At 62.9% G+C, this 13,654-nt stretch carries 14 protein-coding genes and 1 riboswitch; of the genes, 4 read left to right on the forward strand and 10 right to left on the reverse strand.

Going from position 1 to position 13,654, the window contains the following annotated elements; translation table 11 throughout:
- Positions 1-39 precede the first annotated feature (39 nt).
- The 10 genes from K6M89_RS21875 to thiM all read right to left on the reverse strand — a co-directional run bounded on the left by K6M89_RS21875 (position 40) and on the right by thiM (position 9,356).
- The gene (locus tag K6M89_RS21875; RefSeq protein WP_222140944.1) at positions 40-939 is read right to left on the reverse strand and encodes an ABC transporter ATP-binding protein; all 900 of its coding nucleotides are present in this window, start codon (positions 937-939) and stop codon (positions 40-42) included.
- The gene (locus tag K6M89_RS21880) at positions 936-1,739 is read right to left on the reverse strand and encodes an ABC transporter ATP-binding protein (protein WP_222140945.1); all 804 of its coding nucleotides are present in this window, start codon (positions 1,737-1,739) and stop codon (positions 936-938) included. The genes K6M89_RS21875 and K6M89_RS21880 overlap by 4 nt, the downstream gene beginning before the upstream one ends.
- The gene (locus tag K6M89_RS21885) at positions 1,736-2,614 is read right to left on the reverse strand and encodes an ABC transporter permease (RefSeq protein ID WP_222140946.1); all 879 of its coding nucleotides are present in this window, start codon (positions 2,612-2,614) and stop codon (positions 1,736-1,738) included. Before K6M89_RS21885 ends, K6M89_RS21880 begins: the two co-directional genes overlap by 4 nt.
- Before the next feature lies 1 nt (position 2,615).
- The gene (locus tag K6M89_RS21890; RefSeq protein WP_222140947.1) at positions 2,616-3,593 is read right to left on the reverse strand and encodes an ABC transporter permease; all 978 of its coding nucleotides are present in this window, start codon (positions 3,591-3,593) and stop codon (positions 2,616-2,618) included.
- 58 nt (positions 3,594-3,651) lie between these two features.
- Positions 3,652-5,298, reverse strand: coding sequence for an ABC transporter substrate-binding protein (locus K6M89_RS21895; RefSeq protein WP_222140948.1), 1,647 nt, complete (start codon positions 5,296-5,298; stop codon positions 3,652-3,654).
- 43 nt (positions 5,299-5,341) lie between these two features.
- A complete protein-coding gene (locus K6M89_RS21900; protein ID WP_222140949.1) occupies positions 5,342-6,364 on the reverse strand; it encodes a glycoside hydrolase family 3 N-terminal domain-containing protein in 1,023 nt (340 codons plus the stop codon).
- A gap of 24 nt (positions 6,365-6,388) precedes the next feature.
- A complete protein-coding gene (locus K6M89_RS21905; RefSeq protein WP_222140950.1) occupies positions 6,389-6,868 on the reverse strand; it encodes a GNAT family N-acetyltransferase in 480 nt (159 codons plus the stop codon).
- A 222-nt stretch (positions 6,869-7,090) separates the two neighbouring features.
- Positions 7,091-7,924: a bifunctional hydroxymethylpyrimidine kinase/phosphomethylpyrimidine kinase gene (thiD, locus tag K6M89_RS21910; protein ID WP_222140951.1), complete on the reverse strand. Its 834-nt coding sequence runs from the start codon at positions 7,922-7,924 to the stop codon at positions 7,091-7,093.
- Entirely contained in the window at positions 7,921-8,556 is a 636-nt protein-coding gene (thiE, locus tag K6M89_RS21915; protein WP_222140952.1) for a thiamine phosphate synthase, read from the reverse strand. The genes thiD and thiE overlap by 4 nt, the downstream gene beginning before the upstream one ends.
- Entirely contained in the window at positions 8,553-9,356 is an 804-nt protein-coding gene (gene thiM, locus K6M89_RS21920) for a hydroxyethylthiazole kinase (RefSeq protein WP_222140953.1), read from the reverse strand. The genes thiE and thiM overlap by 4 nt, the downstream gene beginning before the upstream one ends.
- Before the next feature lie 42 nt (positions 9,357-9,398).
- Positions 9,399-9,495: riboswitch (TPP riboswitch) on the reverse strand.
- A gap of 677 nt (positions 9,496-10,172) precedes the next feature.
- Here thiM and K6M89_RS21925 point away from each other — a divergent pair.
- Genes K6M89_RS21925 through K6M89_RS21940 form a run of 4 tightly spaced genes read left to right on the forward strand, consistent with a single transcriptional unit; the run spans position 10,173 to position 13,581 of the window.
- Entirely contained in the window at positions 10,173-10,766 is a 594-nt protein-coding gene (locus K6M89_RS21925; protein ID WP_222140954.1) for an invasion associated locus B family protein, read from the forward strand.
- Positions 10,767-10,779: 13 nt separating this feature from the next.
- A complete protein-coding gene (locus K6M89_RS21930; protein ID WP_222140955.1) occupies positions 10,780-12,501 on the forward strand; it encodes a ShlB/FhaC/HecB family hemolysin secretion/activation protein in 1,722 nt (573 codons plus the stop codon).
- A 13-nt stretch (positions 12,502-12,514) separates the two neighbouring features.
- Positions 12,515-12,982, forward strand: a complete 468-nt coding sequence (locus K6M89_RS21935) for a hypothetical protein (protein ID WP_097664060.1) — start codon at positions 12,515-12,517, stop codon at positions 12,980-12,982.
- Positions 12,983-13,026: 44 nt separating this feature from the next.
- Positions 13,027-13,581, forward strand: a complete 555-nt coding sequence (locus tag K6M89_RS21940) for a hypothetical protein (protein ID WP_097628993.1) — start codon at positions 13,027-13,029, stop codon at positions 13,579-13,581.
- Positions 13,582-13,654: the final 73 nt, after the last annotated feature.

The following is a 13,654-nucleotide window of genomic DNA, read 5'->3' on the forward strand; positions in this document are numbered from 1 at the left end:
CCCTAGCATAGGGAGATGAGCGAAACCAGCAAACCGGCGTCAGATCACCCGCATGAAATGACCCGGCTCCACTTCGACGACATCGTCCTGCGGCGCGGCCGAACGGCGGCGGATATCCTCGACCTCGTCGGGCCTCAGCCGCGCCTTCGGATCTTCGAAACGGACGTCGGGATCGGGCACGGCCGAGAGCAGCAACCTGGTATAGGGATGCAGTGGATTGTCGATCACTCGGGCAGTACTGCCCCATTCGACGATCTGGCCGGCATACATGACGGCGATGTCTTCGGCGACGTAACGCGCGGTGGCGATGTCATGGGTGATGTAGAGCAGGCCGAGATTCATCTCCCGCTTCATCTCGTTCAACAGGTTGAGCACGCCCAGGCGAACGGAGACATCGAGCATCGAGGTCGGTTCGTCCGCGACGATCACCTCCGGCCTGACGGCAAGGGCGCGGGCGATGTTGACGCGCTGGCGCTGGCCGCCGGAGAGTTCATGCGGATATTTCGGCGCGACGAGATCGGGATCGAGCCTGACGCGCTCCAGCAGTTCGCGGATCGTCGCGTTGATTTCAGTCCCCTTGATATCGGGGCGATGCAGCTTCAGCGGCCGACGCAGATGGTGAGCGATGGCGTGGGCGGGGTTCAGCGAGGCGAACGGATCCTGGAAGATCATCTGCACGGATCGGCGGTAGCGGGCGATTTCAGCGGAATTCGCCGTCTCGACCGGCCGGCCTTTGTAGAGGATGCGGCCCGATGTCGGCAGATATTCGCGCATCGCCATGCGGGCGCAGGTGGTCTTGCCGCTGCCGGATTCGCCGACGAGCGCCAGCGCCCGGCCGGCGTGCAGCGAAAAGGCGATTGAGCGGGCGGCATGAACGGCGGACGCGCCGTGGCCGAAGGTCTTTGTCACCGTGTCGAGCGCAAGGATGGCCTCGCTCATAGCAGTACGCCTCCATGAAGTGAGGGGAAGGAGGCCCAGAGCTTCTTCGTATAGGCGTGCGCCGGCGTCCTGTAGATCGCCTCGGCGCTGTTCTGCTCCACCAGCCTGCCGGACAGCATGATGCCGATGCGGTCGCAGAACTGCACCATCAGCCCGAGATCGTGGGTGATGAACAGCACGGAGAAGCCGAAGCTGCGGCGCAGCTCGTTGATCCGCTGCAGGATTTCGCGCTGGACGACGACGTCGAGCGCGGTCGTCGGCTCGTCCATGACGACGAGCTTCGGGTCGAGCGCCATGCAGATGGCGATGACGATGCGCTGGCGCATGCCGCCGGAAAACTGATGCGGATAATCGCGCATGCGGTCCGGCGCGATGTCGACGAGCGTCAGCATTTCGGCGGTGCGCTCCCGGGCTTGCGCACGGCTCATGCCTTTATGGGTGCGCAGCAGGTCGTAGAATTGCGCCTCGATGCGCAGCACGGGGTTCAACGAATTCATGGCGCTCTGGAAGACCATGGCGACCTCGCGCCAGCGGAAGGCGCCAAGCGCCCGCTGGTCGAGATCGAGTACGTCGCGGCCGTCGAGCAGGATGCGGCTCTCCTTGCGGATCAGCGCCGGCGGCTTGTGCAGGCGGCTGATGGCGAAGGCGATGGTGCTCTTGCCGCAGCCGGATTCGCCGGCAAGGCCGAAGACCTCGCCGGGCGCCACATCGAAATTGACATCGTCGACGGCGCGGAAATCCTTCTCTTCTCCGATATAATCGATGGTGAGGTTCCTCACCGAAAGCAGCGGTTGCGTCACAGGCGGCCCTCCCCTGTTCGAACGAGCAGCGACCAGCGCTTCAGATGATTGCCGGTGCGCAGCCGCGGATTGGCGATCTCGTCGACGGCGAAATTCAGGAGCGACATGCCGATGCCGAGGAAGGCGAGCGCGAAGCAGGGGGTGAGAATATCCCACCACGCGCCGACCGAAAGCGCCGAGGCCTTCTGGGCATTGTAGAGCATGGTGCCCCAGGAGATCGCCCGGGGATCGCCGAGGCCGAGGAATTCCAGCGTCGCCTCGGTGATGATCGCGAAGATGACGCTGCCGATGAAATTGATGCCGACGATGGAGATCACATTGGGGAAGATCTCGAATGTCATGATCCGCCATTGCGGCTCTCCCATCATCTCGGCGGATTTGACGAAATCCTTCTGCTTGACGGAAAGCGTCTCGGCACGGGTGACGCGGGCGCCCCAGGCCCAGGAGGTGGCGCCGAGGATGAGGGCGATGACGAGCGGGCTTGCCTGGCCGATGAAGGCGGCGAGCACGAGCAGCAAAGGCAGATTGGGAACGACCAGCACCATATTGGTGAAGAAGCTGATGACCTCGTCGGTCTTGCCGCCGCGATAGCCGGAGATGATGCCGAGCGCAGTACCGACCAGCGTGATCAGCAGGCCGGCGCCGAAGCCGACGGCCAGCGAGGTGCGGGCGCCATAGATCAGCCGGGCAAAGACATCCTGGCCGATGCGGGTCGTGCCGAGGATGTGGTCGAGCGACGGCGGCTGGTGCGGCCGCCCGGTGCGGGCGGCGGGGTCGTATTGGGTCAGCAGCGGCGCTGCGATCGCGACGATGACGATGAAGGCGATGATGACGAGGCCGGTGAGCGCCTTGCGGTTCCGAAGCAGGGTCTTCATTTCACGCTCCCTTCAGCCGCGGGTCGAGCATGACGTAGCTGACGTCGACGATGAAATTGGCGATCAGCATGGTCGCGGTCATGATCAGCAGCTGGCCCTGGATGACCGGATAATCGCGGGCGAGGATCGCCTGGTAGAGAATGTTGCCGAGGCCGGGATAATTATAGACGACCTCGGTCACCAGCGAGCCGCCGAGAATGGTACCGATGGCGATGGCAAGGCTGGAGACGGTCGGCAGCAGGGCGTTGCGCGCCGCATACCAGATCATCACATGCCGGTCGGACAGGCCCTTGGCGCGGGCCATGACGATATAGTCCTCGCCGAGCAGGTTGATCATGTTGTTGCGCATGGTGACGGTGAAGCCGCCGATCAGCACGGTGCAGAGCGTCACCATCGGTAGGATGCCGTGATAGGCGACGCTGCCGAGATATTGCAGGCTGAAGGCCGGATCGAGCGAGGGATCGGCGGCATAGCCGTTCGGGAACCAGCCGAGCGTGAAACCGAAGATGAAGAGCACGATCAGCGAGGTGACGACGGCGGGCACCGAGGTCGCGAAAATCGCGCCGACGGAGACGATGACGTCGAACCTGCTGCCGCGACGCCAGGCGGCGAGGATGCCGAGGAAGGTGCCGAGCGCAAAGCTGACGATCGTCGCCGTCCCCATCAGGGCGACGGTCCAGACGAGGGCGTGGCCGAGCACCGAGGTGACCGGCAGCGGGAAATACTTGATCGAGCGGCCGAGGTCGCCGGTGAAGATGCTGCCGAGATAGGTGAGATATTGCTGCCAGAGCGGCCCGTCGACGAAGCCGAAGGTGAGCTTCAGCGCCTGCAGGCTTTCCGGCGGCAATTCGGTGCCGGCGCTCGAAAACATGATCTGCACCGGATCGCCCGGCATCAGCCGCGGCAGGAAGAAATTGATCGTCGCTGCCGCGATGAAGGCTGCCATGTAGAAGACGAGGCGGCGAAGCAGGAAAGCCATGGGAACTCCGTCGTGGCGGGAGCGGCGTTGAACGCCACCGCTCCCGGGATCAAGGCCTTTACTTGGCCGGCTCGAGCGCGAGCAGGTTCAGGAGGCGTGCCGGGTTCGTCCGCGAGATCGACGGATTGACGAAGGGATTTTCCTTGGTCGACCAGCCGGTGAAGCGCTTGGTGTTGTACTGATACCAATTCGGATTGTTGAACACCGGAATCATCGGCATGTTTTCGGCGACGATGCGCTGCGCCTTGTTCATCGTTTCCTTCTGCTTGGGGAGATCCGCGGTATGGGTGAACTCGGTGACGAGTTTCTCGACCTCAGGATTGAACCAGCGCTGCGCGGTAAAGCGCGTCTTGCCCTTGTCCGAAGCGCTGAAGGCGCGCTTGTAGGGGTAGTAGGGCGAGGCCGAAGCCGGCAGGCTGTTGATCGCCGCATCGAAGCTGCCGTTGATGAGGTTGCCGGTCCAGACCGCTTCTTCGGGCGTTTCGATCTTGGCATCGATGCCGACCGCCTGCATGCCTTCGACGGCGATGTTGACGGTATCGACCCAGTCGGTCCAGGAGTTCGGGACAATGATCGAGAAGGAGATCTTGCTGCCGTCGGGATTGTCGCGGAAGCCGTCGCCGTCCTTGTCCTTGTAGCCGGCCCCGTCGAGCAGCGCCTTGGCGGCGTCGGCGTCATAGCTGGCGAACTTGCCGAAATCGGCCTTGACCGACGGATCCGCCCAGCTCTTGTAAAGCTCGCCCATCAGGCCGGGATCTTCGTTCAGCGTCGGGTAGCCATAGCCGGCGACGTCGATCATCGTCTTGCGGTCGAGCGCCATCGACACGGCACGGCGGAATTTCAGGTCGTTGAAGGCCTTCTTGTTGTTCTCGTTCGCTGTTTCCAGGTTGAACAGGAAGGCGACCATGCTGCTCGGCGAATACCAGTAGTGGAAATGCGCCGGGTCCTTGGAGACATAGACATTGTCGATATCGGGAATGAAGGAGACGCCCCAGTCGAGCGTGCCGTCGGCCGTTGCCGTCAGGATCTGGTTGTTGTCGGCAAGCTGCGGGAAACGGATGCAATCGACCTTCAGGTGGGCGTTGTCCCAATAGTTCGGGTTGCGGCACTGATCGTAAGTCTGGCCGGTGAAGCGCGGAACCTCGGTCAGCGGGCCGCTGCCGACCGGGTTTTCGTTGGCGAACGTGACCGGGTCGGCGACATCCTTCCAGACATGTTCGGGGACGATCGGCAGCTGCGAGATCTGCTCGGCGGCGAGCGAACTCGGATTGGCGAGCGTGAAGCGCACCGTCTCGCCGTCCACGGCCTGGACGTCGGTAACGAAGGTCCAGATGCTGACGAAATCGAGCGCCGGGAATTTCTTCAGATAGGCATAGGTGAAGGTGACGTCGGCTGAGGTTAGCGGCTTACCATCCGACCATTTCAGGTTTGGGCGCAGCTTGAAATCGATGCTCTTCAGGTCGTCGGAAAGCTTGAAGCTTTCGGCCAGACGGTAGACCGGCTTGTTGCTGTCGAAGCGATTGAAAATAACAAGCGGCTCATAGATGAAATCGAGAGTCGACTGGCGCGCCGAGGTCTGGTTGAACGGATTGAAGTTGCGCACCCAGGTCGTCGCCGGTTCGATATTGGCCGTCAGGATCGTCTGCGCCATGGCAGAGCCCGAAAGCAGTGTCAGGGCAGCTGCTGCGAGAAGATATTTTTTCATGTTTTATTCCCCTTCTTTTATACGGTGAGAGTTGGCGCGCCAGTCAGGAGACCAGCGCGCTTGCAAATATGTCTTCGACCTCGGCATGGGCGGCCCGATAGTCGATCTTGAGATTGCCGAGGCGGGCCTTGCCGGCGGCGATCCGCTGCAGTGCGGCGTCGGTCAACGGGCGCGCCGCCTTGGCGGCTGCTTCGCTTTCCCTGATATCGCCATGGCTGTGGAGCGCGATGTCGAAGCCGGCGTCGAGCACCTGTTTGACGCGTTCCGGCAGGGTACCGGAGAGCGATCCCATGAAGATGCAGTCGGAGATCAGCACGCCCCCGTAACCCAAGTCCTTGCGGATGACGTCGTGCATGATCGGTGAGACGGAGGCCGGCAATTCCCTGTCGTAGGCGGAGTAGACGACATGGGCGACCATGGCCCAGGGTGTGTCCTTCAATGCGACGAAGGGTTTGAAATCCGTCGTGGTCAGCGTTTCTCGGCTGGCGTCGACGACCGGCCGCTCCTTGTGGGAGTCGAGCGTCGCCCGGCCATGGCCGGGAATATGCTTCATCACAGGCATGTTGCCGGTCTCGAGCAGGCCGTCCACCACTTCGCGGCCGAGGGCGGCGATGACATCGGGATTCGGGCCGAAGGAGCGGGCGCCGATGACCACGCTCGTCGTCTCGAAGACGAGGTCGAGAACGGGCGAGCAGCCGCTGGAAAGGCCGAGTTCCGTCATCATCGCCCCCATGGCCTGGGAGGAAAGGCGCAGGGCTCGTTTGCCGAGCTCGAAATCGCGGCGCGCCAGTTCGGCAAACTGGCCGAAGCTGCGGAAGAGCGGCCAGGGGCCGGCATCGAGATGCTGGACACGGCCGCCCTCCTGGTCGGTGAAGACGGGGGCGTCGTCGCGGCCGACGGCTTCGCGAAAGCGTTCGATCAGCCGCTTCGTCTGCTCCGGCTCGCGCTGATTGCGCCGGCCGACGAAGAGGCCGAGCGGATTGGTCTCGCGAAACAGCGCGAATTCCTCATCCGAAAGAACCGGATTGGGAAGGCCGACGAAAAGGGCGAGTGGGATCGAGGACAAGTCTAGTGCTCCGGTATCAGATGGTCATTTCGGCATGCTTCTCAGCATGCCTTCGTAAATGCCCTTGTCGGGGGCCTGGATGGTGATGGCGCCTGCGGTCCTGGCGTAAAAATCGACCGGACCGGCATCGCCGATGAAGGCATAGGCATGGCCGAGCGTCTTCATCGTCTCAAGACAGGCGGAAAACAGCGCGAGCCCGATGCCCTTGCCGCGGGCTTGCGGGTCAACGCCGGTCGGGCCGAAGAAGCCGCGTGCCGTCGTGTCGTAGCAGGCAAAGCCGAGCAGTCCTCGATCTTCGACGGCGATCAGGCAGGCGACGGGCTGGCGGGAGAAGGCGACCGAGACCTCGCTTGCCCAGTTCTCGCTGAAGTGTTCGCGAACCCAGTTGACGACGAGATGCAGCTCCGGGGGGAGGGCCGGGCGGATGGAGGCGCCGACATGATCGGCTTTCTGTTTCAGGTCGGCGAGCCGCGCGGAATATAGGCTCACAAGCAGGTCTGGCACCTGTCATTCCTCCCCTTATTCCGTTATTGCGGAACATATCCCCTTTTAATGTCATAGACTTGGCCATCTCACCCGTCTTGTCAACAGGCTATTTCAAATCGCGCCTCGCGGCCGTCGACCCGCGGCCGCGGTTTCAATGCAAGGTGGCGCAATGCAAAAACGGCCCGGGAGGCGGGGCCGTTTTCCATCGTGGTCGCGATGTCTCCGTCTCTGTGAAGGGACCTATTCGGCGTCTTTCCAAAGCGCATGAAAATGCTGCACCGGCCCGTGGCCTGAGCCGACGGTAAGGTGTCCGGCCGCCGCGACCGCGCCGGCAAGGTAATCCTTGGCGATGGCGACCGCTTCTCGCGCCGAGGCGCCCTTGGCAAGCTCGGCCGCCAGCGCGCTCGACAGTGTGCAGCCAGTGCCGTGCGTGTTCTTGGTCGGCACCCGCCGGGCTTCGAACCAGTGCAGCCCGTCGGCGGCGGCCAGCACGTCGGGGCTCTCGTCGCTGTCGAGATGGCCGCCCTTGACCAGCACCGCGGCCGGGCCGAGCGCGCGCAGCTGTTCGGCCTGCGCCGCCATCTTAGCCCGGCTCGTCGCGACCGGCTGGTGCAGCAGCGCGGCGGCCTCCGGCAGGTTCGGGGTCAGCAGCGTGGCAAGCGGTAGTAGCCGGAGGGTCAGCACGTCGACCGCTTCGGGTGCGAGCAGGGCGGCACCGCCTTTGGCGATCATGACGGGATCTAGGACGACGGGAATGCTGTGTCCGTTGGCGGTTGCTGCGGCCAATACTGCAGAAAGTGCGGCGGCGACGGCGTCGGCGATGGCGGCATTGGCGATCATGCCGATCTTGACGGCATCGACGCGCACATCGGCAAAGACGGCTTCGACCTGGTCGGCGACGAATGGAGGCGGCACCAGATGCACGCCGGTGACGCCTTGCGTGTTCTGCGCCGTCAGCGCGGTCAGCACCGCCATGCCGTAGACGCCGCGGGCGGAAAAGGCCTTGAGGTCGGCCTGGATGCCGGCGCCGCCGGACGGATCGGAGCCGGCGATGGAGAGAACGTTGCGGATCATGCCGGGACCTTTCGGATTTCTGCGGCGATACGGCGTGTGGCGGCTTCCGGATCCGGCGTGCCGCAGATGGCGGAGACGACGGCAAGCCCCTTGGCGCCGGCGGCAAAGACTTCGGCGACATGCTCCGCCTTCAGCCCCCCGATGGCGACGGACGGCAGCGGCGAGAGCTGCACCAGCCTGGCAAGACCGTCAAAGCCGATCGGCTGCTTGTGGTCGGCCTTGGTCGGCGTCGCAAACACCGGGCCGACGCCGGTATAATCGACGAGACCGGGATCGACGGCGGCGGCGAGCGCCTCGGTTTCGACCGAGAGGCCGAGGATCATCTCGGGACCGATCATCTCCCGCGCGGTGCGCGCGTCCATGTCTTCCTGGCCGATATGCAACCCGTCGGCGCCGATGGCGATCGCCGCCTCGACGTCGTCATTGACGATGAGGCGGGCGCCGGTGCCATCGAGCGCCTGTTTCATGGCGCGGCCGGTCTCGATCATCTCCAGCGTGCCGGCCCGTTTGTCGCGCAGCTGCACGATCGTCGCGCCGCCGGCAACGGCAAGCCGGGCGGTCTCGACCATGCCGATCGGGGCGCAGAGATCCGGATCGAGCACGAGATAGAGCGAAAGGTCGAAGGCCTTCATGCGATCGATACCCTGGCCCTCGCATCCAGCGCTTCGCCGTCGAGCGCCGCCAGCGCATCGAGGAAGCGCCAGGCGAACGAGCCGGGACCGGCCGCCCCGAGTGCGGCATCTTCGCCGGCGACGGCAAAGGTTGCGAGCGCCGCGACCGTCGCGCCGAACAGATCCTCGGGCACTGTGGCGGCAAAGGCGCCAACGAGGCAGGTGAGCGAGCAGCCGAGCGCGGTCACCTGCGGCATCAGCACCGATCCGCCCTTGATGCGCACCGACCTGGCGCCATCGGTCACGAAATCGACGGCGCCGGTGACGGCGACGATAGCCTGCTGCCGCTCAGCGAGGCGGCGGGCCGATTCTTCCGCCTGCTCGACCGGATCGCGGCTGTCGACGCCCTGACCGCGGCTCTCTCCGCCGGCAAGCGCGATGATCTCGGAAGCATTGCCGCGGATGATCGTGGGCCTGAGCGCCAGCAGATCGGCGACCGCTTGGCGGCGAAAGCCCGTCGCGTAATGCGCCACCGGATCGAGCACCCAGGGTTTTCCAGCTGAGGTCGCGGCCTTGGCCGCCGCCTGCATGCCGTCGAGCCATTGCGTCGACAGCGTGCCGATATTGACGGTCAGCGCGCTCGCGATACCGGCGAATTCGCCGGCTTCCTCAGCCGCATGCACCATGGCGGGCGAAGCGCCGGATGCAAGCAGGACGTTGGCGGCGATGTTCATGGCGACGTAATTGGTGATGCAGTGGACGAGCGGCGGCTTTTCGCGCATCGCCTCCAGCATGGCTCCCGAAGTGGTCTTGCTCTGCATGGCGCCCCTTTCAGGCGGGGCAGGCGCGGGGCGGCGTCTACGGCGATGCCCCGAGCGACTCCCTCCGCCGGCATTATCCGGTTCAGGTTCGAAGGGTTCTTCTCAGCCCGTCTGTCGACGAACGCCCCTGTCTCTCATCGCGCTCTTTTTCGCAGAGAAGGACGCGGCTGTCATCCCGAAAATGACATTCCGCGATCGAGGGCGGCTGAGCCACTTATATAGTCGGATGATCAGCGGATCTTGCCAGCCGGAGAGCCCCAATGATTCGGGTTGCGACCAGAGCATTGCGCGAAGGCGCTCCCGGGCCCGGCCTTTGCCTCCCTTTGGTCAGGAATAACGGCGGCAACCATGGGTGCAATTCATGTGAATACACTTTTATATTTGATGGTGACGCAATACCTGCGTGATCTGCCGCAGTTGCAGTGTTTATTCGGGGAAGGGTTTGGCGAGCGGTCAGCAATCTTCTTCGGAGAACGGACACTCTTCTGATCGCGGCTTCTCTTAATTTCAGATTGTATTATTCTATTCATCCCTCGCGTTTGTCTGCTCACATTTTCAATGCAGACGAGCATTTGGACAGCTCCGCGTAAGTTGCGTGTTGTCTTATCGTTTTCGTTATTTCAGTACTGTTGAGTCTCGGATTTGCCGGTAAGTTTCTGTCAAGATCCCGGCGAATACAGGGATTTATCTGCTGGAAACGCGACGTAAATATCTAACCGAAACTTTACCGTTCTGACACGTTCAGGTTGACGGCGAGAGCGATTGTAGCGACATGGCATTGCACGCAAATAAAATCCTCCTGAAGTTGCATTTTTGATGAGCAAGTTTTCGATAAGCCGCATGAAGGGAGGTCTCCGGACCGTCGCCTCCCTCCTGATATTCCTCGGTTGTTCCAGCCCGTCCCTTTCGCAATCTCCTGATGCGGTGGTTCAAGGCCAGGCGCCGGCCATCAAATCGCAGAAATTCGACGACTGGTACTATCGCTGCACGGGCTCCGGCGACACGGCAGCCTGCGAAGTCGCGCAGGTGGCGCAAGTCGCCAAGGACGGCAAGAACGTCAATGTCCTGACGCTGGCGATCGCCACAGCGCCGGCCGCGTCTCAAGGCAAGAGCAAGGGCAAGCCGCGGCTGATGCTGACCGCGCTTCTGCCGCTCAACGTCTTCCTGCCCTCCGGCCTGTCGATCAAGGCGGACGGCAAGCCCCTCGCAAAACTCGATTATCGCAATTGCAACGAGGCCGGATGCTGGGCGCAGCAGGCCCTGGATGCGAAGACGACGGCAGCGCTGCGCAAGGGCTCGACGGCCGAAGGGCTGGTGCGGCTGATGAACGGCCAGGACGTCAATATCCGCTTTTCGCTCAAAGGGCTGAGCCCGGCCCTCGACGAACTCCAATCCACTGCCGCGAAGTAGCCGAATTTCACCCATGACCACAGAAATTCGATACTGCCTGCTCGCCGGCGCCGTCCTCGTGACGGCTGTCGCACCTACCTATGCGCAATCGCCGGCCGACGACTTCAACCGCCGTCAGGAGCAGCAGTCGCAGACGCAGCGGCTGGACGCCCTGCGGCGCGCGACACCGGGCGGCGGCGCGGACGCGGAAGACCGGACTTTGCCCGCCGGCCAGGGGAATGGTGCCTGTTTCGACATCACCAGGGTCGAAATCGACGGGGCGAACCTGCTCTCGGCGGCAGAGATCGGCAAGGTGACGGCGCCTTACGGCAACCGCTGCGTCGGGCTTGCCGAGATCAATGCGGTGCTCAGGGATGTCACCCATCTCTATATCGACCACGGCTATGTGACCTCGCGGGCCTATGTGCCGCAGCAGGATATCCGCAAGACCAGGATCCTGCGCCTGCTCCTCGTCGAAGGCACGCTGTCCGACATCTATCTCAACGGCAAGAAAGCGGCCGGCAACGGGTCGCTGGCGAGCGCCTTTCCCGGCCTGATCGGCCGGGTCGTCAATATCCGCGACATCGAGCAGGGGCTCGATCAGATGAACCGGCTGCAGGCCAACGACGCCAAGTCGGCCATGCTGCCCGGCCCCAAGGACGGAACCTCCATCCTCAATATCGAAAACCGTCCGGGCCGGCCATGGCATGTCTCGCTCGGCAACAACAATATGGGGCAGGAGAGCACCGGCCTTTCCCGCAGCTCGGCATCGCTCGGCTACGACGATCTGCTCGGCATCAACGACCAGTGGAATTTCTCATACGAGCACAGCGGTCCGGACTATCAGTGGGAGAATGACGGAAACGGCTATGGCAACAGCTATTCCGGCAGCGTCAGCGTCCCTTACGGTTATTCCACCGTTTCGCTGAACGGCTCCTGGTACCAATATGAAAGCGCCGTCGAAGGCAACTTCAGCACGCTCGAAACCTCCGGCAATTCGGGGCAGGCCGGCCTCGGCATTGATCGCGTCGTCATGCGCGACAAGGATTCGATCACGACAGTCCGCAGCAACCTCACCTACAAGCAGACGAACAACTTCCTGCTCGGCAACCTGATCGAGGTCGGCAGCCGCCGCTATACGGTCGGCGAGATCGGCATTTCCCATTCCCGGCGGATGTTCGGCGGTATCTGGGTCTTTGATGCCAGCTACGACCGGGGGCTCGGTCTTTTCGATGCCGTCAAGGCAGGAGAGCCCGGCGCGGGAAATGCCGATCCGCGATTTTCGAAATTCAACGCCACCATCACAGTCACCCAGCCCTTCCAGGCCATCGGCCGCCAGTTCGAGCTGACGTCGCTCGTCAGCGGCCAATATTCCCCGGATAATCTTCTCGGCGCCGAGCAGATGTCCCTCGGCAGCTACAGCAATGTCCGCGGCACCCGCGAAAGCGTGCTCTTCGGCAATAACGGCGTGTTCAGCCACAACGAGATCGTCTGGCGAACGAAATCCAACGAAAGCGGCGGCGCCGCCGCCAAGGCGTTCGGCGAACTGCGCCCCTATCTCGGCTTCGATTACGGCCACGTCTACGCGCAAAAGCGCTTCGACATGACAGGTGGCGATCTTGCTGGCTGGACGGCCGGTATCCGCGCCGTCGGCGGCACGATCAGCGCCGACCTCGGCTATTCCGACATCCTTGCCAGCAGCGTCGACCATGTCGACGGCGGGCTCTTTTATTTCAGCGCATCGGCGCATTGGTAACGAAAGCAAGACAATGACCACCCACGACACTTCGACGATCAAGCGCGGCAAAAGCCTTTCGCGGCCGACGGCGCTGATCCTTTCCCTTTCCATCGCTCTTGCCGGCTGCGCCGGACGCGAGGCCCGTCCGGTCGCTTCGACCAATCCGACCGACAGCGCCTTCGACTGCGCCGGCATCACCCGCGAATTCGAGGCGAACGAACGGCAGATCACCTCGACGGTGAAGGAGCGCACCGATGCGCAGGGCAAGAACATCGTGCTTGGGGCGACCGGTGTGCTTCTGTTTCTGCCGGCGCTGTTTTTCATGGACCCGAAATCACCTGAGAAGGTCGAGATCGATGCCTTGCGCAACAGGAACAATGTCCTGACCAGCATCGCCAAATCGAAGGGGTGCCCGGCGCCGAAGTCCCAGCTGACCGAGCTCTACAAGCATCTGGACAGTAAGCCAAAGCCTGCCTCGTCGTCGGACAACCGGGACTGAGTTCAGCAGGTCCTTGAATCTTATCCATGAATTCGGAGTTCCGTATGCGTATCGTGCGTTTTCTAACCCTTCTCCTGCTGGCGGCGACACTGGCGTCCTGCGTCACCACCAGGACAGATCCTCGGCTGATTGCGGCCCTGCAGCGCACGTCTGTGCGCGAGATCCGGATCGAGCTGGCTCCCGACGTCAAGACATTCGGTTTTGGCGATAAGCCCGACCAGCAGGTCTCCGACGCGGTTCGTACCCTCCAAGCCACGATGTCCAAGGAACTGATCGGCGTGCCGGGCGGCCCGAACAGGGGCAGGTTGGTCGTGACGCTGCATGTGTTCGACGTTACCACAAAGCAGGCCCGCATTATCGGTGGTCACGACAGCATGATCGACGGGACCGTTCGGCTGGAGGATGCCAAGACCGGGCAACTGATTGCCCAAGCGCAAAACATCCATGGCGAAGACCTCTCCATGCGCGGAAGCGGTTACGGCGTAATCATCGCAGTCGCGGTCAATGCGGCGACAACGTCCGGCGCGCCTGATGTCATGGCACAGCGCCTGTCCAAGTCCTTCACCCGCAATGTGAAGACCTGGCTCACCCAGAAATAACGAGACGAGGCGAGGCGCTGCCGACAAGGCAGCGCCGGGCCGTGATTGATGTCGAGACAAAAACCAGTTGTGC

This window comes from Rhizobium croatiense (genome assembly GCF_019793465.1).
In the GTDB taxonomy this organism is placed as follows: domain Bacteria; phylum Pseudomonadota; class Alphaproteobacteria; order Rhizobiales; family Rhizobiaceae; genus Rhizobium; species Rhizobium croatiense.